Source organism: Vibrio sp. 16 (assembly GCF_963681195.1).
GTDB classification, from domain to species: Bacteria; Pseudomonadota; Gammaproteobacteria; order Enterobacterales; family Vibrionaceae; genus Vibrio; species Vibrio sinaloensis_D.
Map to the genome: position 1 here is coordinate 1,315,326 of NZ_OY808997.1, position 22,390 is coordinate 1,337,715.

Consider the following 22,390-nt stretch of genomic DNA (forward strand, 5'->3'; position numbering starts at 1 on the left):
CTACCTCGCATGAATGCTAAATTTGCGCTCAACCACCTTAAGAAGGCCCGTTGAGATGCTGGTGAATAGAAGGAAAATCATCGCGACCGCCATATAAAATGTAAATGGCATTTTTGTTGAGCCTGCCGCTAACGCACTCACGCGAACCATATCTTCTAAACCGATGATGGAGACCAGAGCGGTGGTCTTGAGCAATACCAGCCAGTTATTACCAAAGCCAGGCAAAGCATGACGAATCATCTGTGGTAAAAGAATTCGACGAAATGACATGATTGGACTCATACCATAAGCTTTACCCGCTTCAAGTTCGCCTTTATCAACCGCCATGATCGCACCACGGAAGGTTTCCGCCATGTATGCACCGAAGATAAAACCGATCGTCAACACCCCCGCAATGAAAGGACTGACATCAATATAATCAGGCAAGTAAGATGTCCACTCATGATTTGGATCGCTAGAAGCAAACCACTCGTTAAGCGACTCATTGATGGAATACAGACTATTGTTAAGTAAGATTTGTCCACCGAAGAAAATCAGCATCATGAGGACTAAATCGGGAATGCCGCGAATTACTGTTGTGTAGAGAGTAGCGATGGCTCTCGCCCAACGGTAAGGTGCCATTTTTGCAAGCGCACCAAGCATGCCCAATACAACAGCGAGCAATAATGAAAGTAGTGCCACTTCTATGGTCACTATGGCCCCTTTGAATATTGAGGCTTCGTATCCTTGTAGATCTAGCATAGGTGAGTTCCTGATCCCTAGACTCAAATATAACTTGGCCGCTGATTACCTCTAGGAACCTATCAGCGGCCTTATTATCGAGCTTACTTACCGTAAACGTCGTAGTTGAAGTATTTTGCTGCGATTTCTTGGTAGACACCTTTCTCACGTAGAGAAAGAATCGCCGCATCTAGCTTCTGAGTTAGGTCTTTGTCTTGTTTGCGAACCGCAATACCAAACCCTTCGCCGAACCATTTAGGGTCAGTCAGTGATGGACCAACAAATTCGTATGCCTCGCCACCCGCTTTATTCAATACACCTTCTTCTAATGCCGATGCATCGCCAAGTACTGCGGCAACACGACCATTAGCTAGATCAAGGTACGCTTCATCGAAAGAGCCGTAACGAACGATTTCAACTTTATCGCCATAGTTGTCAGTTAGGTACTTGTCGTGCGTTGTTGCACGTTGTACCGCGATTTTTTGCCCGTCTAGGTTGTCAAAATCTAGACCTGCGCCTTTCTTAGCGATGAACTTGTTAGGGATAAGCGCGTACTTACCAGTAAAATCTACTTTCTTCTTACGCTCTTCTGTAATAGACATTGCCGCAATGATTGCATCGTATTTACGAGCAAGTAATGAAGGGATAATGCCATCCCAGTCTTGCGCAACGATCTTACATTTGACTTGCATCTCAGTACAAAGCGCGTTGGCCATGTCAACGTCAAAGCCTTTCAGAGAGCCATCTGCTTCTGTCCAGCTGAATGGAGGGTATGCGCCTTCAATGCCAAAGCGAACTGTTTTCCAATCTTTCGCTTGAGCAACGCCAGATACCGCTGTTGCTGCCAGAGTTGCTGCTAATAACCACTTTTTCATTTCCATACTCCTGTGATTTCTTATTTTAAATATTGCTTATGTTGTGTTTGCTGTGTCACTACAGCTAGTAGATAGAAGATACGAACTGCTTCAAGCGTTCAGAATCTGGATTTGTAAATAGCTTGTCGGGATGGCCCTGCTCTTCGACTAACCCTTGATGCAAGAACATTACGTGATTAGACACATCTCGAGCGAATGCCATTTCATGCGTAACCACCAACATGGTTCGGCCTTCCTCAGCCAAATCACGCATTACACCAAGAACCTCACCTACCAACTCTGGATCCAAAGCCGATGTAGGCTCATCAAATAACATAACTTCTGGGTCTACGGCTAACGCGCGGGCAATGGCCGCACGCTGCTGCTGGCCTCCTGACAAGTGACCTGGGTAGTAATCTTTGCGCTCATACAGGCCAACTTTTTTCAGTAAAAGTTCTGCGTTTTCGATCGCTTGAGCTTTTGGTACACCTAATACGTGCACAGGTGCTTCTATAACGTTTTCCAGGACGGTCAAATGTGACCAAAGATTAAAGCCTTGAAAAACCATAGCTAAGCGCGAACGGATACGCTGAACTTGCTTTTCGTTGGCAGGAATGGCTTCTCCTTGACGATTGTTTTTCATTTGGATTAGCTCACCGTTAACCCAAATTTCCCCAGCAGTTGGGGTCTCAAGAAGATTAATGCATCTAAGAAAGGTACTTTTACCGGAGCCCGATGACCCGATAATAGAAATGACGTCCCCTTTGTGGGCTTCTAATGAGATACCCTTTAACACTTCATTTTGACCAAAGGTCTTGTGTAAATCTTTTATATCCAGCGCTGCTACTTCATTCATGCGCTCAACTCCCTGTTATTATTTTGCCCATCCTTCATCAGTGTGATGGGTAAATGTGGAGTGTTAACTCACATTTCGCTACAAACTAGCACTACGACTCGCAAGTTGCAACAAATTATTAACCTGCATTTTTAGGATATTAAGTTAGATCCTACGACTAATAATTCAATTTTTAGTTTAAAAGGCTTTATTTATCGCATAAATCAAACCAAGAGGCACAATTAATCACACGCCTAGCAATTAACATTTTTATAAAAACAAGATCTAACGCAATCTTCAACATGAAATCGATATGAACCAGAAAGCACACTATAAAACTTGTCTTATAAACCTTACATTATGAAAATTAATTTCAGCTTGGGTTTGCACCATTTAAACCACAACCTATAAGTGTGTAGTTTTCTTTCACATTCTGTCATAAAGTGATCTAAATCAATCACTCTTAAGGGTTAGCACGTTAAACTCGCCTCAAAGATAAAAGCCTCAATAAGCGAATTTTTGTCTTTTCTATTGTCTAAGCTTAAGCACGAAGGGTTTGCGCTACAGAACAATAGAACAAGGACTTTTATGCAGGAAGCTGTGCGAGTTTTTATAGGAACGCCTGAAAACAATAATTAAGGGCGACTCTTCCAAGAATCATTAACTTTTTTAAATATGAGGAATCTATGTCAGACGCAGTCAATAAACCGCACTCTGATTCGGATATCGAAAACAAGAGCTACCGAGAGCTGCACCGTCCAGCTTCAGAGTTTGAAAGCCGTAGCGACTATCTAGATCACGAACTTCAGATCATGAAGCCACGCCGCTTTGGTTTGAACCTACCTGGTCGCGATTTCCGTTTCGAATTAGAAGATTTGGTACCAGCACTTGCAGGTACTATCGGTATTATCGCGATGTACTCTGCGGTAATGATGTCTTGGGCAGAGGGTCTTACAGCAGCATGGGATCACGTAAACCTTGGTAAAGATTTCGCCATCGAGGTTGCTCGTGTAGAAATGCTAATCCCTGCGTTACTATTCTGCGTACTCGCATCAGGCTTCATTAACCCGAAAGCGAACCTCGCCGGTAACCACGGCCCAATGATCCCTCTTATCGGCACCATCGCTTTAGCAGGTGCACACCCTCTTGCATTGGCAATCCTTATCGGTGTATTTGGTCTGCTTTTAAGCTTCCTTAAAGGTGGCTCTAAGCTGGTAAACCTCACCTCTCAAGGGACCGCAGGCGGTTTGCTTATCTTCCTTGGTTTAACCGGAACCATGAGCCAAATCAACTCGATCCAAGCTTGGGCGGTTGGTCTACAGTCTGACACAGTAGCAGCTGGCAGCATGGGCTATGTTGGTCTTATCGTACTGGCTGTGACTATCGCACTGTACGCATTCCTTGCGAAAGTAAACAAGCGTTGGTTAGCTATCCCAGTTTGTGCTTTCACAGGTTTGGTGATTGCACTTGTTCTAGGTGCAGGTTTCGATATCAAGTTCGTTACTGAAACTGGTCTTCCTAACCTAAACCCTGTTTACTGGTGGGGCAGCACAGAAGAAGGTTGGATGCTAGGTCTTCCTAATATGGAACACTTCATCGCATCACTACCGTTTGCAATCCTTGCAGTGGCGATGTGGTCTCCTGATTTCTTAGGTCACCGTATCTTCCAAGAACTGAACTACCCTAAGAAAACTGAAAAAGTACTGATGGACGTTGATGACACGATGACTATGTGTTCTATCCGTCAGATGGTAGGTACAGCGGTTGGTGGTGGTAACATCACATCATCTTGGGGTACTTACATGATCCCTGCAGCAATCGCTAAGCGTCCTATCCCTGGTGGTGCAATCCTTCTAGGTCTGCTAGTAATGATCATCGCAATCCTTGGTTTCCCAATGGACATCGCGGTATGGCCACCAGTAATGCGTGTTGCTCTTCTTGTAGGTGTATCTCTACCTCTACTTGAAGCGGGTATGCAAATGGTAAAAGATTCGAAAGATTCTCAAGCAGCAGGTATCTGTATCTTTGGTTCAGCAGTTGTTAACCCAGTTCTTGCATGGGCGCTAACAATGCTGCTAGACAACAACGGTCTAATTGGTGACAAAGAGCGTGCAGCACGCCTGTCGTTTGTCGATAAAATCGTTATCCCAGTTGGCGTTCTGATTATCTGTTTAGTTGCTATGCTTGCCGTTGGTATGCTAGAAGGGCAATATGGAATCCCAGCATTCCTATAAAAACACAATAGACGTTGAGAGCCTGTTTGGGCTCTCAACTTTTTTTTAGTTTCAATAAATATTTTAAAATTTTTTTTAGCTAGAAGGCGTTTTATTGATTTAGTTTAAGGTTTGCAAAAAAATTTTAGTTTACCCTTAAAGCCAAGTTGATAAGACAGCATGTAAAAACTAGTGACAATATTTATAGCTTTATGTTCTTTCGATAAACGTATTTAAAGGCTATACATATTGTTATTCATAAGAGTGTACCGTCCCACTATAGGGAATCTGACTCGCTCAACGGATCAGATAGGTACGTGTTTTTTCTACTAAAAAGGTAGGTATGTCATGGCAGAGCAATTTGCTAAAGCTTGGGAAGGTTTTGCTGAAGGTGATTGGCAAAATGAAGTAAACGTTCGTGATTTCATTCAGAAGAACTACGCACCGTATGAAGGCGACGAATCTTTCCTAGTTTCTGAAGGTACTGAAGCAACTAACAAGCTTTGGGCTAAGGTAATGGAAGGTATCAAAATTGAGAACTCAACTCACGCACCTGTTGACTTCGATACTGACGTTATCTCTACCATCACTGCTCACGATGCAGGCTACATCGAAAAAGATCTAGAGACTATCGTTGGTCTTCAAACTGATGCTCCTCTTAAGCGCGCTATCATCCCTAACGGTGGTATCCGCATGGTTGAAGGTTCTTGTAAAGTTTACGGTCGTGAACTGGATCCTAAAATCAAAGAAATCTACACAGATTACCGTAAAACACACAACGCGGGTGTTTTCGATATCTACACTCCTGATATCCTAAAATGTCGTAAATCTGGTGTTCTAACAGGTCTTCCAGATGCTTACGGTCGTGGTCGTATCATCGGTGACTACCGTCGTGTTGCACTTTACGGTATTGACTTCCTAATGAAAGACAAGCTAGCTCAATTCGCTTCTCTACAAGAGAAATTTGAGAACGGTGAAGATCTTCAAATGACTATGCAGCTTCGCGAAGAGATCGCTGAGCAGCACCGTGCACTTGGCCAAATGAAAGTTATGGCTGAGAAATACGGTTACGATATCTCTCGCCCAGCAGAAACTGCACAAGAAGCTATTCAGTGGACTTACTTCGGTTACCTAGCTGCTGTTAAATCTCAAAACGGCGCTGCTATGTCTCTAGGTCGTACTTCTACGTTCCTAGATATCTTCATCGAGCGTGATATCGCTGCAGGTAAGATCACTGAAGTAGAAGCTCAGGAGATGATTGACCACTTCGTAATGAAACTACGTATGGTTCGTTTCCTACGTACTCCAGAGTACGATGACCTATTCTCTGGAGACCCAATCTGGGCAACAGAATCTATGGGTGGTATGGGTCTTGACGGCCGTACGCTAGTTACTCGTACGAACTTCCGTTTCCTAAACTCTCTATACACAATGGGTCCTTCTCCAGAGCCAAACATCACTGTACTTTGGTCTGAGCAACTACCTGATGGCTTCAAGAAGTTCTGTGCGAAAGTATCTATCGATACGTCTTCTATCCAGTACGAAAATGATGACCTAATGCGCCCAGACATGGAGTCAGACGACTACGCAATCGCATGTTGTGTATCTCCAATGGTTGTTGGTAAGCAAATGCAGTTCTTCGGCGCTCGTGCGAACCTTGCTAAAACGATGCTTTACGCAATCAACGGTGGTGTTGATGAGAAGCTGAAGATGCAAGTTGGTCCAGAAATGCCGAAAATCACTTCAGAAGTACTAGACTTCGACGAAGTGTGGAGCAACCTAGACCACTTCATGGACTGGTTAGCTAAGCAGTACGTTGCTGCACTAAACAGCATCCACTTCATGCACGACAAGTACAGCTACGAGTCTGCACTAATGGCGCTACACGATCGTGACGTTTACCGTACTATGGCTTGTGGTATTGCTGGTCTATCTATCGCTGCGGACTCACTATCTGCAATCAAGCACGCGAAAGTTAAACCAATCCGTGACGAAGATGGCGTAGCGATCGACTTCGAAATCGAAGGCGACTACCCTAAATTCGGTAACAACGATGCTCGCGTAGATGACATCGCTTGTGAACTTGTTGAAGTGTTCATGAACAAGATCCGTAAGCTTAAGACTTACCGTGACGCTGTTCCTACTCAGTCTATCCTTACTATCACATCTAACGTTGTATACGGCAAGAAGACAGGTAACACGCCAGATGGTCGTCGTGCAGGCGCTCCATTCGCTCCAGGTGCAAACCCAATGCACGGCCGTGATGAGAAAGGTGCGGTAGCATCTCTAACATCTGTAGGTAAACTGCCGTTTGCTCACGCTAAAGATGGTATCTCTTACACCTTCTCTATCGTACCGAACGCACTGGGTAAAGAAGAAGACTCACAGCGCGCTAACCTTGCTGGTCTAATGGATGGTTACTTCCACCACGAAGCTGGTATCGAAGGCGGTCAGCACCTGAACGTTAACGTACTTAACCGTGACACTCTAGAAGACGCAGTTAAGCACCCTGAGAAATACCCTCAGCTAACAATCCGCGTATCTGGTTACGCTGTACGCTTCAACTCTCTAACTGCAGAGCAACAAGCTGACGTAATCGCACGTACTTTCACTGAGTCTCTATAATCTCAGTTGAATGAATCGAAAGCCCCGCTTTAAAAGCGGGGCTTTTTTTGTACCCTAAACCCCCCAATGTATCCCCTATCGTCAAATTTTCCCCGGCATAATAATTGCTTATGCTAGTGATAGATCTAAATTTACTTTTCGCTTAGCTTTCACACTTTGTCTACCGCGGTTAACAATAATGATGATTAAAAAAACCTGCTTAGTTCCATTGCTCTTACTCTCTTTGAATGCTCAAGCATCAGAGCGTTCAACTTTTACATTTGCATTAGACAATGATGGGCTGTTTGGTGTGGATCAAGATTACACCAATGGTCTTTTTCTCACTTACACCTCTAGCGCGATAAACCCTCACTGGCTTCTCAGTCCATTGAGTTTATCGATTTGGGGTGCAGCGTCTCTCGATAAAATTGAGTTCACGCTCGGCCACAAAATGTATACTCCTAGCGACATTTCAGCCGACTATCCTTTGGAAAATGAGCGTCCATACGCGGGTTACTTACACACTGAATTCAACTACATCAGCCTCCACCCGCAACAAGCGCAACGCTTCAATTTGACAATTGGTACAACGGGTGAGAGCTCTCTTGCTGATAGAGCTCAAAGTATCGTACACAGCCTCACGGGGTCAAAAGAGCCAAACGGCTGGGACTACCAGATCGAAGATGCTCGAGTAGGTAGCGTTGGATATCTGTCTCACTTTAATGTGATGAGAGCGCGCTCAATTGCCAATACGGATTTTGAAATCTCGAACGTTTCGGAAGGTAACTTCGGTAGTTTCCGTTCTGATGTCTCGACTGGCTTTATGTTCCGGTGGGGGACGGATCTTGCCGGTAGCATGGGTGCGGCAAACATCGACAACGAATACACATTCAGACCGGGAATGTTAGGTGGCTCAAAAGGAGGGTGGTTCTTGTTTGCAGGTATCGAGGGACGATATAGGTTCAATGATTTCACCGTCGAAGGCTATCGTCCTGCCATTGAAGAGAATCCTTCAATCTCCGATCCGAGCATTTATGATGTCACACTCGAAAACTGGCAGGCGACGGCTGTGGCGGGCATTGCATGGTATGGACGCGGCTTTGGAGCGACTTTGAGCAGTGCGGCGAAAACCCCAGATTACCGAGAGGCGTCCGACTCCTTATACGGAAATGGCAGCCTCTCGTTGTATGCGTTTTTCTAAATATTGAATCGCTGGCAGTCTGTGTTTAGGCTGCTCGCGCTTCCTTCAACTTGCGCACTGATTGCCTTGAGTTGTTCGTTGTTTTCTTCAAGATCTTTCATTGCACCCGATATTTGAGTCATGTTATCAGCCATTGATTGACTCGTTGTTGCCAGCTCTTTGATGGAACGGAATATGACTTCTGTTTGATGGGACGCTTCGTCCGCTTTGTCTGTAATGGTTTTTAGCGCATCCATCGCTTCTTGCCCGCGCTCTCGTCCGGTCGCCATGGACGATTCCGATTGGCCAATATATTGAATGACCTCCGCGCTTTCTTTCTTCATGGTGTCGATTGTCTCAGAAATCTCAGAGACCGCATCTACAGTTCTGACCGCAAGACTTCGCACTTCATCAGCAACGACAGCAAAACCGCGTCCTTGCTCACCAGCACGTGCCGCTTCAATCGCAGCATTCAGTGCCAACAAGTTTGTTTGCTCAGCGATACCATTGATGATTTCCATTACCGAATCGACTTTCGCAGACGCATCTTCCAACTGCTGAATGTGTCCAGCAGCTGAGGTCAAAATGGTCGCCACTTCATCGAGAGAGCCGATAGCCGCACCAATGACTTTGGCGCCATCTTCTGCTGAACGAGTTGATGATCGGCTGATTTCTGCAACAAACTCTAATGAATTCGAAACTTCTTGCGTCGTTACGCTCACTTCTTCTGTCGCCGACGCCAACAACTCCGTTTGCCCCAACACCTCACTTTGATGATGAGCAAGCTTGTCCAACCCCTGATTAAGTTCCGCCGCGTTACCTGATAACTCTTGACTGCTTCGCTGCACCCCCTGAACTAAACCACCGAGATTTTCACAGCTCTCGTTGATGCTCTGTGCCAGTTGATTAAACTCGTCGTTCTTATTTTTCGTTAGCGACATTCGTTGAGAGAGATCACCTGCGGATACACCGCTTAGCACTTTTCTTGTTTTGTTCAACGAACGTGATAGTGATGAGCTCTGCATCACAAATATGGTAATGGTCAACACAGCCAACACTGTACACGCGACCAAAATTGACCAAAGGGTCTGATTTGACGCTTTAGTAGCAGACGTTTGATATTGCTCAGATAAAGAAGCAAGCTCAAGAGTAATCGCCCCTATGATCTTGGTGAGTTGCGCTTTTGACACCAATAACTGTTGCTCAACACTGCCTAGCTGTTGTGAGAGTTCACTGACTCTAACGAACGTCGATTTATACTGCTCTATTTCTTTTTCGTATAGCTCCAACATCGCATAAACATTCGACATGCTTTCAAAGCCAGCCATAGCACGATTAAACAGTTTTAGATTTTGCTCATTGGGCTGAAGTAGATAGTTTTGCTGAGATTTCACCATCGCCTGAAAATCTGAATTGAGGGTCACCATACCTGTTTCTTCGATTTTCTTTTCGATCGTTGTAGCAAGTTGTTTGAGTTCGCCTAGTTTCCCTTCATCGATGGTAAAACCTAGCTCCGACTTTAGCTTTAACCACGGATTGGCTGCAGACTCAAACTGAGCCACATTTTGGGTGAGCGTGTCAGCCTGAGAGGCAAATCCGACACGGTTTAAAAACTCCGCGTCTTCCTGTACAGAAGCAACTATTACTGAAATGTCTTGTTTGGCTTGACTGACACTTGCCCCCGACAAATTGTCTAGGTTGCTGCTCAGTGTAAGAATCTTACTTTGTGTTTGATAAATAGAGAGTGAACCTGAAGCAATATCGGCACTAGAGTGATACTGATCGCTCATTTGCGTTAGCCTGGACGACGAGTACCCTGCTAACGCAATAAATCCAATCGTCAGTATAACCAAAAAGACAATCACTTTTTGTTTCTGTGAAAGCGCAAGCATATCCATAAATAATCCTTAAACATCAGTGGGATGTAAAATACTTGCCTAGCCACTATTATTTATTTTTTGTTATTAATATTATTATTCGCAACATTTTTATAACATACATTTTAGCCTAAGTACGTTTTTTTTTCTTATTCGGTAAAATGTTGTTTGAAACTCCCCCTTTCCCTATTTAAACCACACTTTTTGTAATAAAATGACACGCAAATAACCTATTAGAGATGAGCTCATGTCAACAACTGGTCGTATTCATTCTTTTGAGTCCTGTGGCACCGTCGACGGACCTGGAATCCGTTTCATTGTCTTTATGCAAGGCTGTCTGATGCGCTGTATGTACTGCCACAACCGTGACACTTGGGACACTCATGGCGGCAAGGAAGTGACCGTTGACGAAATCATCAACGAAGCAAAAAGCTATCGTCATTTTATGAACGCTTCGGGCGGCGGTGTGACCTGCTCTGGTGGTGAAGCCATGCTGCAACCAGAATTTGTTAGAGACTTTTTCCGTGCAGCTCAATCAGAGGGTATCCACACTTGCCTAGACACCAATGGCTACATCCGCAAACACACCGATGTGATTGATGAAGTCCTCGAAGCAACGGATTTAGTCATGCTTGATCTCAAGCATATGAAAGATGAAATCCATCATGATTTTATCGGTGTGTCGAACAAGCGTACGTTGGATTTCGCTCGTTACCTACATAAGCTGGGGCAAAAAACTTGGATCCGTTACGTTGTGGTACCTGGCTACACAGATGATGAAGAAGCCGCTCACATGCTCGGTGAATTCATCAAAGATATGGACAATATCGAAAAAATTGAGTTACTTCCCTACCACAAGCTTGGTGCTCATAAATGGGAGGCGCTCGGTCATGACTATCCGTTGGAAGGCATCAACCCACCTTCCAAAGAGACCATGGACAAGATTGTTTCAATCCTTGAACAGTATCACTCAAATGTAAAATATTGATACCAAGTACTCACATTTTCGTAAAAAATACCAACCTAACCTAGGTTGGTTTTTTTATAGGAGTTTGAGTGCTACTTCACCAATTGTTTGCTTTTCTTGCGATTCTGGCGCTAGGTCCATTTATTTGGTCTGACGTGAAGAACGTGTTTTGGCCAAAGTTTCTTCACGACCGTACTTTTCAGCATCTCACTTTCGCCATGGTTGCCGCGCTCACTCTACTTTGGTCGGCACAAGCAGGCGTCAAAGAAGGGCTATCAATCCACTTTTTAGCCCTGACAACGCTTACCTTAATGTATGGCTGGAAAAATTCGTGCGTGCTCTCTATCGTCGCGACTTCTGCGCTTACCTTCACGACGGATCTAACTTGGTACCAAGTCCCTGAATATCTTATATTCTCATGCTTTTTTCCTATCGCTATCAGCCAACTGGTGTTTCGCTTTAGCTACTGCTATTTACCACGCAATATTTTCGTTTTTATCTTCGTTGCGGGCTTCTTCAATGGCGCTGTAACTGGCTCACTTCACCTGCTCGCCAGCGGTGTCTACATATGGCTGCTAGGAAGTCACGATTGGACAACCATCGTAGACAACTATCTGGTTTTCATCCCGCTACTCGCCTTTCCTGAAGGCTTGCTCAACGGAATGGCGCTAACCATGTTTGTCGTCTTCAAACCTGAGTGGCTGCGCGTTTTTTCCGATCGCGATTACATCTACAACCACTACCGCAAAAAATAAGTCATTTTTCGCGGATTCTTTGTACTTTTCATATTAAATATGTGTTGAGATCATGTTTCAGCAATCCACGAACAGATAACCTAAGCACATTAAAAATGTATTAGATTATTTTAGTGAGGCCACCATGGAAATGACTAACGCTCAACGTTTGATCCTTTCGAACCAATACTACCTTATGTCTCAAATGGACCCCGCAAACGCAGCTAAATATCAGCGCTTGCAGACCATTGTTGAGCGCGGGTATGAGCTTCAAATGAGCGAATTAAACAAAGATTTTGGCTGCTTAAGTGAAGCCGAATGTCGTGAAATCATCGACACAATGGAGATGTATCACGCAATGCAAGAATCAAACAAAATGTTAGATGAAGAAGAGCGCAAAGATGTAGACCAGCGCCGCCTAACTTTCCTAGGTTACGACATTGCGAGTGAGTCTCAGCTAGTAAACTACGTGCGCTTTTTAACCGATTCTGAAGGTCTTTACCCACAGTTTGACAAAGGTGACCATCACTTCAACGCGCAAATGCCAATGCAAGAGAAGTATCGCCGTATGCTTACAACGTGGCGCAATTGCCCTCGCCAATACCATTTGTGCGCAAACGAATTAAAGCAAATTTTTAACGCTTAACCTAACGCACAAAGAAAAGGGACCGAACGGTCCCTTTTTTGATCTCTGTTAGCTGAGTTTAAAAGTCGCCACTTTGGCAACGAGCTCCTCAGCTTGACTCCGAACTTGATGAGCCCCTTCTGAGCTTTGGTTCGCACCCACCACCAATTGATCAGCCACGTCTTTGATAGAAGTGATGTTCTGGGTGATTTCACTGGTGACATGCGTTTGCTCTTCAGCCGCTGTCGCTATTTGAGTGGCCATGTCGCTGATTAATGTCACCGCTGAGTTAATCTCACCCAAAGCGGCGGAAGCCTTGTCCGCATCTTCAACCGACATCCCAGCAAGTTCGCCACTGCTTTCCATGATGGAAACAGCCTGAGCCGTTGTGTCTTGCAATACGGCGATGGTGTTTTTGATTTCTTCCGTTGAGGAATGAGTTCGCTGCGACAATACACGTACTTCATCGGCCACCACGGCAAAGCCTCTGCCCTGCTCACCCGCTCGCGCGGCTTCAATGGCTGCGTTCAACGCAAGTAAGTTGGTCTGTTCAGCAATACCTTGAATTGTAGATAGCACGGTTGAGATTTCTTGGCCGTGTCGCTCCAAAGCGCCCACAACCTGACGAGCTGATTCCAGCTCAATCGCTAGTTTATTGATTGAACCTTTCGTGTTCTCAACGAGAAGGTGCCCGTTATCCGTGCTCAAAGTAGAGTCTTGAGCAGCTTGCGCGGTACGCTCAGCATGCGAGGCAATCTCTTGTGTCGCGCTCGCAAGTTCAGTTACCGCTGTCGCGACCATAGTGATTTCTTGTTGCTGATGATGAATTTCATCAACCGAACGATTCGAACGCTGGGTACTGAGCTCTGATTGCTCCGTTAACTGGTAAGACTGCTCACGGATATGGCCAATCAATTGCTGTAAGCTGCCAACAAAGACGTTAAAGTTATGCGCCAGCTTACCCACTTCATCGTTTGATTCCACATCGATTCTTTGAGTCAAGTCACCGCTACCATTCGCTATCTGCTCAAGTGCGTTAGAAACATTGGTCAACGGGCGGAACAAGATGGTACACAAGATGTTAAACAGCAGTGTACACACGACAACCACAATCCCCGTCACCAATAACTGCCCCCAGACAGCACCAAATAAAGGCTCGACTAACGAGTCATAGTTCACAACGATCACCGTCGTAAGACCTGTCGAACCAATCTCACTGGCATAAACCACAGACTCCTCGCCCAAAACGGTCACAAAGATGTCATGACCAGTGCTGACCGCTTTACGAATGGTGGCCTCGTCTAAACCCAAACGCGTTAAGGATTCATTAAGTAGCGACGTATCCTGGTGAGCAAACACATTGCCTTGTTTATTCGCGATGAACATATATCCGTCGCCAGGCAAAATGACCTTTTCCATTCCACCCAAAATATCGGTAATTTCAACGTCCGCGCCAAGAACAACCTGCTCCCCATGCAAGTTAAGCGCTTTACCCAAAGAGACGACATTTGCGCCGGTCGCTGCAGCAACCGTGGGGTTATCCATAAACACTTTTGCCGGCTGCTTTACCGCGTTTTGATACCAACCCCACTTCCTAGGGTCATCGTTGCCTGGCGGTAACACGACCCCATTCGCGTTGTTCTGGCTCCCATCAGGGTAAGCAATGAACACATTGTCAAAGCCGGCAGAATCCTTTACTTGCTTTAAATGAGTGACTATAGATTCTTTTTTCGACTCTTGAGAAAGGGAAGTCAAAGCGCGTTCTTTGGACGTAATCCAGTCCGCCACATATTGATTGTAAGACGATGCCGTGCTCTCTAAACGCTGTTCAACCTCAATATTGAGGCGATCAAGCGACGCTTTGAAAGACAAGCCTTCGACCAATAGTCCCCCGACTACGATGGCAACACTCGCGGATATGGCGAGTTTATTCTTCAGTGATAATTTATTTAGCATGATTCATTCGCTATTCGTTCTAGTTATTTAATAAACTTTTTAAAAGTCACCAACATTATATTTTGAGGTTAAAAATAAATAATGATCTAGCTCGAAAGTTTGCAAAACAACACTTTCCTTTTTTCCACCAATCTTTTTCTCAAGCCAATACAAGCAACTAACCAAGCGAACGAAGATCTTCCTAGCGCTGGTGTTTATCTCCCCCTCTGGTACACGTCAAGGACAAGATCAAGTGACATATTTCTCTGCTTTATACGTAGGTAAATTCAATACGGTAGCAGAACGCAGGTGCATTTTGCTTTTCATCACAATTTGCAATTAAACACATATTTTTTAAGCAAAATTCTAAAAAGCAACTAGGCTTAAATTAGAAAGGATTTTGCTTTTCTATGCGGGTTTATTGTCAATTTGACAGGTTCAAAGGGGAATTCATTATGAGTATTTTCGACCATTTCCAAGCACGCTATGAAGCTTCCAAGGATGAACAATTGTCCCTACAAGATTTTCTTAGCCTATGTAAAGATGACAAAAGCGCTTACGCTAACGCAGCAGAGCGACTGTTGATGGCGATTGGCGAACCAGAGATCATCGATACCGCCCAAGATCCTCAACTTAGTCGTATTTTCTCCAACCGCGTCATCTCACGCTACGACACATTCAAAGATTTCTATGGTATGGAAGAAGCGATCGAACAAATCGTCTCCTACCTAAAACATGCGGCGCAAGGCCTAGAAGAACGCAAACAAATCCTCTACCTATTGGGACCTGTGGGTGGGGGTAAATCGTCACTAGCAGAAAAACTCAAAGCCTTGATGCAGCAAGTTCCTATTTATGTGCTTTCTGCAAATGGTGAACGCAGCCCCGTCAACGACCATCCATTCTGCCTGTTTGACGTAAACGAAGACGGCGAACTGTTGAAACAAGAGTACGGCATCGAAAAACGTTACCTACGCTCAATCATGTCACCTTGGGCGGCGAAGCGCCTGCATGAGTTCGGTGGCGATATCTCGAAATTCAAAGTAGTGAAAGTACGCCCATCGATCCTTGACCAACTTGCGATTGCGAAAACAGAGCCGGGCGATGAAAACAACCAAGACATCTCTTCATTGGTAGGTAAAGTGGACATTCGCCAGCTGGAACATTTCTCGCAAGATGACCCAGATGCCTACAGCTACTCAGGTGCGCTATGTCGAGCTAACCAAGGTTTAATGGAGTTTGTCGAGATGTTTAAAGCACCAATCAAGGTGCTACACCCTCTACTTACGGCTACGCAAGAAGGCAACTACAACGGTACCGAAGGTCTTTCTGCCCTACCGTTTGATGGCATGATTTTAGCGCACTCTAACGAATCCGAGTGGCAAACTTTCCGCAACAATAAGAATAACGAAGCCTTCCTAGACCGTGTTTACATCGTAAAAGTTCCGTACTGTCTACGCGTTTCTGAAGAAGTAAAAATTTACCAGAAATTGCTCGACCACTCAGAGCTGTCCAAAGCGCCTTGCTCCCCTAGCACGCTCGAGCTTCTGTCTCAATTCAGTATCTTGTCGCGCCTAAAAGAGCCTGAAAACTCATCCATCTTCTCGAAGATGCGTGTTTACGATGGCGAAACACTCAAAGACACCGACCCTAAAGCGAAAAGCTACCAAGAGTACCGAGACTTCGCTGGCGTCGATGAGGGCATGTCTGGTCTCTCTACCCGTTTCGCGTTTAAGATTCTTTCTCGCGTATTCAACTTCGACCAAACCGAAGTCGCTGCTAACCCTGTTCATCTTTTCTACGTCATCGAACAGCAAATTGAGCGTGAACAGTTCCCTCAAGAAACGGCTGAGAAATACCTAGAATTCTTGAAAGGTTACTTAGTGCCTCGCTATGTCGAATTCATCGGTAAAGAGATTCAAACGGCCTACTTAGAGTCATACTCTGAGTACGGACAAAACATCTTTGATCGTTACGTCACCTATGCAGATTTCTGGATTCAAGACCAAGAATACCGTGATCCAGAAACAGGCCAGCTATTTGATCGCTCTGCGTTGAACAATGAGTTAGAGAAAATCGAAAAAACCGCGGGCATCAGTAATCCTAAGGATTTCCGAAATGAAATCGTCAACTTTGTGCTCCGTGCTCGCGCTAACAACAACGGTCAAAATCCTGTTTGGACTAGCTACGAGAAACTGCGCACAGTTATCGAGAAGAAGATGTTCTCTAACACTGAAGAGCTATTGCCAGTGATTTCCTTTAACGCCAAAACTTCGTCTGAAGATCAAAAGAAACACGACGACTTTGTCGCTCGTATGATGGAGAAAGGGTATACCGAGAAACAAGTGCGTCTGTTGTCTGAGTGGTACTTGCGCGTACGTAAGTCTTCTTAAAACAACGATGCAGCCAAATCCTTCATCAATTGAAGGATGCCAATGACTTACCTGCCAGAGAACATCTGGCAGGCATTTGGATGCAAGATAGATTCGTTGAAGCTTATTGTTTCACGGTGCAGATAAGGGGTGACTCATGGCGCAATTTATTGACCGAAGACTGAACGGCAAGAATAAAAGTGCTGTAAACCGCCAGCGCTTTTTACGCCGACATAAAGAGCAGATTAAAGAATCTGTTGCAGACGCGGTGAATCGCCGCTCCATTACCAATACAGAGACCGGCGAAGACGTCTCTATTCCTCACAAAGACATTAAAGAACCCGTGTTTCATCAAGGTAAGGGCGGATTAAAAGAACGCGTTCATCCCGGCAATGACCAGTTCATTACCGGTGATAAAATCGAACGTCCTAAAGGAGGCGGTCAAGGAGGAGGTTCTGGCGAAGGCGAGGCCAGCCCCGATGGCGAGGGGCAAGATGAATTTGTATTTCAAATATCTAAGGATGAGTACCTAGATATTCTCTTTGAAGACCTCGAATTACCTAACCTAGAAAAGAATCAAATCGCAAAAATTACCGAATGGAAAACGCACCGAGCGGGTTACCAAACCGCAGGTGTTCCAGCCAATATTGCGATCGTAAAATCACTTCAGCAATCCCTAGCGCGTCGAACCGCAATGACAGCTGGTAAGCGAAGAATGCTCAGAGAGTTGGAAGAAGAACTCGATAAAGTCAAAATGAGCGAACCCGCTCAACTTCTAGAAGAGCAACGTTTACAAGACGAAATCAAAGCGCTGCGACACAAAATCGATACAGTGCCCTTTATTGATACCTTCGATATGCGCTTTAAGAACTATGAGCGAAGACCGATTCCATCTAGCCAAGCGGTCATGTTCTGCTTAATGGACGTATCGGGTTCAATGGACCAAGCAACAAAAGACATCGCAAAACGGTTTTACGTACTGCTTTATCTATTCCTCACCCGAACCTACGAAAATGTCGAAGTGGTTTTCATCCGCCACCATACACAAGCGAAAGAAGTCGATGAACATGAGTTCTTTTATTCGCAAGAGACAGGGGGAACCATTGTCTCCAGTGCACTTAAGTTGATGAACGAGATCGTCGCTGAGCGCTTCCCTGTCGGCGAATGGAACATTTATGCCGCGCAAGCCTCAGATGGCGATAACTGGGCGGACGATTCGCCTCGCTGTCGTGAACTACTGACGAAAAAATTACTACCTAACTGTCAATACTACTCGTACATCGAAATTACTCGACGCTCGCATCAAACCTTGTGGCATGAGTATGAAAAACTCGCAGGAGACTTTCCGAATTTCGCGATGAAAAACATTCGTGCGGTTGAGGACATTTTCCCTGTATTCCGCGAGCTGTTCCAAAAAGAGACCGCTTAGGGGGCAATATGACTACCAAGACAAAAAAGCCAACAAAAAGCAAAGCGCTGCCTGACGGCCCAGATTGGACGTTTGAATTACTTGACCGCTACCACAAAGAGATAAAACGCGTTGCGGATCATTACAGGCTTGACGCATACCCTAACCAAATTGAAGTCATCACTTCTGAACAAATGATGGATGCGTACTCAAGTATTGGTATGCCAATCAACTACAATCATTGGTCATTTGGTAAGAAGTTCATTCAAACCGAGCAAGGCTACAAACATGGTCAGATGGGTCTTGCGTATGAGATCGTCATTAATTCCAATCCTTGTATTGCCTACCTGATGGAAGAAAACACCGTGACCATGCAAGCGCTTGTCATGGCGCACGCTTGCTACGGCCACAATTCATTCTTCAAAGGCAATTACCTTTTCCAAACTTGGACTGATGCCAGCTCAATTATTGATTACCTACTGTTCGCCAAAAAGTACATTGCTGAGTGTGAGCAAAAATATGGAGAGAAAGAGGTCGAAGAGTTACTCGATTCTTGCCATGCGCTGATGAATTTTGGTGTCGATCGGTACAAACGACCTGAAAAAATCTCAATCGCAGAGGAGAAATCTCGACAAGAAGAACGCGAGGCGTATTTGCAATCTCAAGTGAATGATCTTTGGCGCACGGTACCAAAGTCGACGATCGAGCAAGAAGATCAAAAGGTTCGTTTCCCAAGTGAGCCTCAAGAGAACATTCTCTACTTTATCGAAAAACATGCGCCACTGCTTGAATCTTGGCAGCGCGAGATTGTGCGTATTGTGCGCAAGATAAGCCAGTATTTCTATCCACAAAAACAAACTCAGGTGATGAACGAAGGTTGGGCGACGTTTTGGCACTACACCATCCTCAATCATCTCTATGACGAAGGATTAGTGACAGATAGGTTTATCTTAGAGTTTCTTCACAGCCATACCGGTGTGGTTGCTCAGCCTCCATACAATAGCCCGTACTTCAGTGGTATTAACCCTTATGCTTTGGGCTTCGCTATGTTTAGGGATATTAGACGAATTTGTGAAGAGCCAACCGATGAAGATAGAGAGTGGTTCCCTGAATTAGCTGGGACAGACTGGTTAGATGCTGTTCACTTTGCAATGCAAAACTTCAAAGATGAGAGCTTCATTAGTCAATATCTGTCTCCGAAGCTGATGCGAGATTTTAAGCTGTTTGCCATCGTCGATGATGATCGCAAGAACTATATCGAGGTCGCTGCGATTCATAACGACTCGGGCTACCGCGCGATCCGCGAGAAACTCGCCGCTCAGTACAACCTGAGCAATCTAGAACCAAATATCCAAGTGTTTAACGTTGATGTGCGAGGCGACCGCTCCTTAACGCTCCAATATGTACCACACGATCGCATTCCTCTAGATGAGAGCTACGATGAAGTGCTCAAACACCTGTATCGGCTATGGGGCTTTGACATTATTTTGGAAGAGGTAAAAGAGACCGGGCGACGAGAAATTCTCAGCACTTGTCCTAAACGTAATGATTACGACGCGAAGATTTAATCAATCTCCATGACTAAAGGCCGGCGACGGCCTTTTTTATTGGCTGGAAAGTACACCTTCGATAAAGGCCGATTTTTTCTCTCGATAAGCGTTTACTTCCAAGCCTTCACACTCGCGTTTTAAAGAATTGTATTCAGCTACCAATGAAGGATTTTCTCTCAATTTGTCTCGAAAGGTTAGAAAGCATTCAAACTCAGATCCTAACTCGACCACTTGTAGGGCAATGTCTTGCTCGTTTGTTGATTCCAACATGCAAAGTTGATGAGTACGGAGTGTGTCTTGTTTCTCCTCAAACCCAAGCTGTTTCAGCGCAGTAACTGAACGCTCCAGTTGCTGTTTGTCCACACCAACAAAAATATCCAGATCTCCTTTAGAGACCGCCTGTGGAATCGATGATGCCCCAACGTGCTCTACTCGCGCATCAGGTAGCAGAGTTTTAATTTTGGATCTGTAGGCTAGGTACATTGCTTCACAGTCACTTTGATACGCTTCAGGAGGTAAGAACTTCATCATTTTATCGACCCTTGATAAGCAAAAAGCGCCTGATGAATATCAACAGACGCTTTCTTAATTCTGACTACTATCGACGAGCGATGAGTTCTCTCACCACTTGCAAGTCTTCTGGGGTGTCAACGCCAGCAGCCGGTGATTCCTTCGCAACTTCGACATGGATTTTTTCACCATACCAAAGAACACGCAGTTGCTCTAAGCACTCAATTTTTTCAAGCGCTGTTGGTTGCCAATTGATGTAGGTATTAATAAAACCGGCTCGGTACGCGTAGATTCCAATGTGACGCATCAGAGGCTGCTTAATCTCTTTATTTTCATTGGCAAAGCTATCGCGATCCCAAGGAATCGTGGCTCGACTAAAGTACATGGCATAGCCATCTTTATCCGTCAGAACCTTTACTGCATTGGGATTAAAGACTTCTGCCTCATCTTCAATTTCAACCGCCAGTGTTGCCATAGGCGCGCTACAGTTGGCCAAATTATCAGCCACCTGACGAATAATGCTCGGTGGGATTAGAGGCTCATCACCTTGGACATTCACAACGATGTGATCATCAGGAATCGCCATCAGCTCAACAACTTCCGCTAAGCGTTCAGTGCCGGATTCGTGATTCGGCGATGTCATGCAAACTTGGCCGCCAAACCCTTGAACTGCACTCTCGACGCGCTTATCGTCCGTCGCAATAATAACGTTCTCAGCGCCCGCTTGAATAGCCTGCTCATACACCCACTGGATCATTGGTTTTCCGCCGATATCTGCCAGTGGTTTACCTGGTAAGCGCGTCGATTGATAACGCGCAGGAATGACGACAGTAAACGACATTAGCGCCCCTCATCCATACTCATTTGACGAGCCTCTGGCTCAAGTAACACAGGAATCCCTTCTTTAATAGGGTAAGCTAAGCGGTCCAGCTTACAGATCAACTCTTGCTTGTCCTTATCAAATGTTAACTTACCTTTACATACTGGACATGCCACGATTTCAAGCAGACGGTGATCCATACGTTTCCTTAACCTCTTTTATTTTATTCAAAATGCGACTCTTGTCTGCGGAAGAGAAACAGGCGGTTACGGGTAAGTACCACCAATTTTCTTTCGCATAGTGGGCGCATTTTACTGCATCTTTTTCTGTCATTATAAGATGTTCGCCTCGGTTGGCGAGAGCATCTAACTCTGACTGTTCAAAATCTTTATGATCCGCAAATCCTTGCGTGTAGACAAGTTTTGCATCAAGTTGCTTTAGCGTAGTAAAAAACCTAGGAGGGTGACCAATTCCCGCCATTGCAACCAGCTTGTCTAGCGCTGCGACTTGCTCACTTTGGCCGCTATTTAGGTTGACGGCATTCGCTGGTTCAAGCGTCATCGACATCTCACCATACTCGGCTTCACCGCCATTCGTGATGATAAAATCGACTTGCTTGAGGCGTTCGGTGCCTTCTCTTAGCGGCCCTAAGGGAATCAAAGATTCATTACCAAAACGGCGCTTACCATCCACAACCACAATCTCTATATCGCGTTGCAGTGCATAATGTTGAAGCCCATCATCCGTGATAATGATATCGACCCCTAACGGCAACAGCGCTTTGACAGCATCACTTCGCACAGGTGAAACAGCAACCGGCGCTCCTGTCCGTTTGTGGATAAGCTTCGGCTCATCCCCACAGTGTCGTGTAGAAGTGGCATCATCAACAAACAAAGGATAATGGGGAGCTTTCGCCCCATATCCGCGTGAAACAACACCAGGCTGGAATCCCATAGCTTGCAGTTGCTCAACCAACCAAATAACCACCGGTGTTTTACCATTACCACCAGCGGTTATGTTGCCCACTACAACGACAGGAACAGGTGCACGATAACTTGGCTTTTGACCTGATTCAAACTTGGACCTTCTCGCACCGCTAATTGCAGAAAACAGCAAGCTCAATGGCCATAACAATGGCCAGAGTAAATACTTTATCGGGTGATTCTCAAACCAGATTTTTTCAATCACT

At 45.1% G+C, this 22,390-nt stretch carries 18 protein-coding genes; 9 read left to right on the plus strand and 9 right to left on the minus strand.

Annotated features, from left to right (window positions below):
* The 3 genes from U9J37_RS05805 to U9J37_RS05815 form a co-directional block, all read right to left on the minus strand.
* A complete protein-coding gene (locus U9J37_RS05805; RefSeq protein ID WP_005474978.1) occupies positions 1 to 741 on the minus strand; it encodes an ABC transporter permease in 741 nt (246 codons plus the stop codon).
* An 83-nt stretch (positions 742 to 824) separates the two neighbouring features.
* Positions 825 to 1,595: an L-arginine-binding protein AotJ gene (locus tag U9J37_RS05810; RefSeq protein WP_038134223.1), complete on the minus strand. Its 771-nt coding sequence runs from the start codon at positions 1,593 to 1,595 to the stop codon at positions 825 to 827.
* Between the two features lie 64 nt (positions 1,596 to 1,659).
* Entirely contained in the window at positions 1,660 to 2,430 is a 771-nt protein-coding gene (locus tag U9J37_RS05815; RefSeq protein WP_005475015.1) for an ABC transporter ATP-binding protein, read from the minus strand.
* A gap of 665 nt (positions 2,431 to 3,095) precedes the next feature.
* Between U9J37_RS05815 and U9J37_RS05820 the strand changes: the two genes are divergently transcribed.
* The 3 genes from U9J37_RS05820 to U9J37_RS05830 all read left to right on the plus strand — a co-directional run bounded on the left by U9J37_RS05820 (position 3,096) and on the right by U9J37_RS05830 (position 8,427).
* Positions 3,096 to 4,643: a DUF3360 family protein gene (locus U9J37_RS05820; protein ID WP_005474992.1), complete on the plus strand. Its 1,548-nt coding sequence runs from the start codon at positions 3,096 to 3,098 to the stop codon at positions 4,641 to 4,643.
* Between the two features lie 327 nt (positions 4,644 to 4,970).
* Entirely contained in the window at positions 4,971 to 7,247 is a 2,277-nt protein-coding gene (gene pflB / locus U9J37_RS05825) for a formate C-acetyltransferase (protein ID WP_005474959.1), read from the plus strand.
* Between the two features lie 184 nt (positions 7,248 to 7,431).
* Positions 7,432 to 8,427 carry a lipid A deacylase LpxR family protein gene (locus U9J37_RS05830; RefSeq protein ID WP_416200454.1) on the plus strand — a complete coding sequence of 332 codons (996 nt, stop codon included), beginning with the start codon at positions 7,432 to 7,434 and terminating at the stop codon, positions 8,425 to 8,427.
* On the opposite strand, the gene U9J37_RS05835 is transcribed toward U9J37_RS05830, so the two are convergent.
* Positions 8,424 to 10,304: a methyl-accepting chemotaxis protein gene (locus U9J37_RS05835; protein ID WP_005474961.1), complete on the minus strand. Its 1,881-nt coding sequence runs from the start codon at positions 10,302 to 10,304 to the stop codon at positions 8,424 to 8,426. The genes U9J37_RS05830 and U9J37_RS05835 overlap by 4 nt on opposite strands.
* A 226-nt stretch (positions 10,305 to 10,530) precedes the next feature.
* Between U9J37_RS05835 and pflA the strand changes: the two genes are divergently transcribed.
* The 3 genes from pflA to U9J37_RS05850 all read left to right on the plus strand — a co-directional run bounded on the left by pflA (position 10,531) and on the right by U9J37_RS05850 (position 12,630).
* Positions 10,531 to 11,271: a pyruvate formate lyase 1-activating protein gene (pflA, locus tag U9J37_RS05840; RefSeq protein WP_038213738.1), complete on the plus strand. Its 741-nt coding sequence runs from the start codon at positions 10,531 to 10,533 to the stop codon at positions 11,269 to 11,271.
* Between the two features lie 101 nt (positions 11,272 to 11,372).
* The gene (locus tag U9J37_RS05845) at positions 11,373 to 12,005 is read left to right on the plus strand and encodes a hypothetical protein (protein WP_416200455.1); all 633 of its coding nucleotides are present in this window, start codon (positions 11,373 to 11,375) and stop codon (positions 12,003 to 12,005) included.
* Positions 12,006 to 12,129: 124 nt separating this feature from the next.
* Positions 12,130 to 12,630: a YfbU family protein gene (locus U9J37_RS05850; RefSeq protein ID WP_005474938.1), complete on the plus strand. Its 501-nt coding sequence runs from the start codon at positions 12,130 to 12,132 to the stop codon at positions 12,628 to 12,630.
* Between the two features lie 48 nt (positions 12,631 to 12,678).
* Here U9J37_RS05850 and U9J37_RS05855 read toward each other — a convergent pair whose 3' ends face one another.
* On the minus strand, positions 12,679 to 14,565 hold the full coding sequence (locus tag U9J37_RS05855; RefSeq protein ID WP_005475004.1) for a methyl-accepting chemotaxis protein: 1,887 nt from the start codon (positions 14,563 to 14,565) through the stop codon (positions 12,679 to 12,681).
* Between the two features lie 434 nt (positions 14,566 to 14,999).
* Here U9J37_RS05855 and U9J37_RS05860 point away from each other — a divergent pair, with 434 nt between their 5' ends.
* The 3 genes from U9J37_RS05860 to U9J37_RS05870 all read left to right on the plus strand — a co-directional run bounded on the left by U9J37_RS05860 (position 15,000) and on the right by U9J37_RS05870 (position 19,889).
* Positions 15,000 to 16,934 carry a PrkA family serine protein kinase gene (locus tag U9J37_RS05860; protein WP_005474957.1) on the plus strand — a complete coding sequence of 645 codons (1,935 nt, stop codon included), beginning with the start codon at positions 15,000 to 15,002 and terminating at the stop codon, positions 16,932 to 16,934.
* A gap of 136 nt (positions 16,935 to 17,070) precedes the next feature.
* Positions 17,071 to 18,342, plus strand: coding sequence for a YeaH/YhbH family protein (locus U9J37_RS05865; RefSeq protein ID WP_005475011.1), 1,272 nt, complete (start codon positions 17,071 to 17,073; stop codon positions 18,340 to 18,342).
* A gap of 8 nt (positions 18,343 to 18,350) precedes the next feature.
* On the plus strand, positions 18,351 to 19,889 hold the full coding sequence (locus U9J37_RS05870; protein WP_005475013.1) for a SpoVR family protein: 1,539 nt from the start codon (positions 18,351 to 18,353) through the stop codon (positions 19,887 to 19,889).
* Between the two features lie 36 nt (positions 19,890 to 19,925).
* Here U9J37_RS05870 and U9J37_RS05875 read toward each other — a convergent pair whose 3' ends face one another.
* From U9J37_RS05875 to lpxK, 4 genes are all read right to left on the minus strand, one after another.
* Positions 19,926 to 20,399, minus strand: a complete 474-nt coding sequence (locus U9J37_RS05875; protein ID WP_043887269.1) for a GrpB family protein — start codon at positions 20,397 to 20,399, stop codon at positions 19,926 to 19,928.
* 70 nt (positions 20,400 to 20,469) lie between these two features.
* The gene (kdsB, locus tag U9J37_RS05880) at positions 20,470 to 21,222 is read right to left on the minus strand and encodes a 3-deoxy-manno-octulosonate cytidylyltransferase (RefSeq protein ID WP_005474967.1); all 753 of its coding nucleotides are present in this window, start codon (positions 21,220 to 21,222) and stop codon (positions 20,470 to 20,472) included.
* Positions 21,222 to 21,401 (minus strand): Trm112 family protein, encoded by a 180-nt coding sequence (locus tag U9J37_RS05885; protein WP_005474972.1) that lies wholly within the window; start codon positions 21,399 to 21,401, stop codon positions 21,222 to 21,224. Before U9J37_RS05885 ends, kdsB begins: the two co-directional genes overlap by 1 nt.
* Positions 21,382 to 22,389 carry a tetraacyldisaccharide 4'-kinase gene (gene lpxK, locus U9J37_RS05890; protein WP_005475012.1) on the minus strand — a complete coding sequence of 336 codons (1,008 nt, stop codon included), beginning with the start codon at positions 22,387 to 22,389 and terminating at the stop codon, positions 21,382 to 21,384. The genes U9J37_RS05885 and lpxK overlap by 20 nt, the downstream gene beginning before the upstream one ends.
* Between the last annotated feature and the right edge of the window lies 1 nt (position 22,390).

Bases quoted from the DNA above. Each gene is read 5' to 3' on its own strand.
- U9J37_RS05805 (WP_005474978.1), bottom strand. From the start codon at position 741: ATGCTAGATCTACAAGGATACGAAGCCTCAATATTCAAAGGGGCCATA.
- U9J37_RS05810 (WP_038134223.1), bottom strand. From the start codon at position 1,595: ATGAAAAAGTGGTTATTAGCAGCAACTCTGGCAGCAACAGCGGTATCT.
- U9J37_RS05815 (WP_005475015.1), bottom strand. From the start codon at position 2,430: ATGAATGAAGTAGCAGCGCTGGATATAAAAGATTTACACAAGACCTTT.
- U9J37_RS05820 (WP_005474992.1), top strand. From the start codon at position 3,096: ATGTCAGACGCAGTCAATAAACCGCACTCTGATTCGGATATCGAAAAC.
- pflB (WP_005474959.1), top strand. From the start codon at position 4,971: ATGGCAGAGCAATTTGCTAAAGCTTGGGAAGGTTTTGCTGAAGGTGAT.
- U9J37_RS05835 (WP_005474961.1), bottom strand. From the start codon at position 10,304: ATGGATATGCTTGCGCTTTCACAGAAACAAAAAGTGATTGTCTTTTTG.
- pflA (WP_038213738.1), top strand. From the start codon at position 10,531: ATGTCAACAACTGGTCGTATTCATTCTTTTGAGTCCTGTGGCACCGTC.
- U9J37_RS05850 (WP_005474938.1), top strand. From the start codon at position 12,130: ATGGAAATGACTAACGCTCAACGTTTGATCCTTTCGAACCAATACTAC.
- U9J37_RS05855 (WP_005475004.1), bottom strand. From the start codon at position 14,565: ATGCTAAATAAATTATCACTGAAGAATAAACTCGCCATATCCGCGAGT.
- U9J37_RS05860 (WP_005474957.1), top strand. From the start codon at position 15,000: ATGAGTATTTTCGACCATTTCCAAGCACGCTATGAAGCTTCCAAGGAT.
- U9J37_RS05865 (WP_005475011.1), top strand. From the start codon at position 17,071: ATGGCGCAATTTATTGACCGAAGACTGAACGGCAAGAATAAAAGTGCT.
- U9J37_RS05870 (WP_005475013.1), top strand. From the start codon at position 18,351: ATGACTACCAAGACAAAAAAGCCAACAAAAAGCAAAGCGCTGCCTGAC.
- U9J37_RS05875 (WP_043887269.1), bottom strand. From the start codon at position 20,399: ATGAAGTTCTTACCTCCTGAAGCGTATCAAAGTGACTGTGAAGCAATG.
- kdsB (WP_005474967.1), bottom strand. From the start codon at position 21,222: ATGTCGTTTACTGTCGTCATTCCTGCGCGTTATCAATCGACGCGCTTA.
- U9J37_RS05885 (WP_005474972.1), bottom strand. From the start codon at position 21,401: ATGGATCACCGTCTGCTTGAAATCGTGGCATGTCCAGTATGTAAAGGT.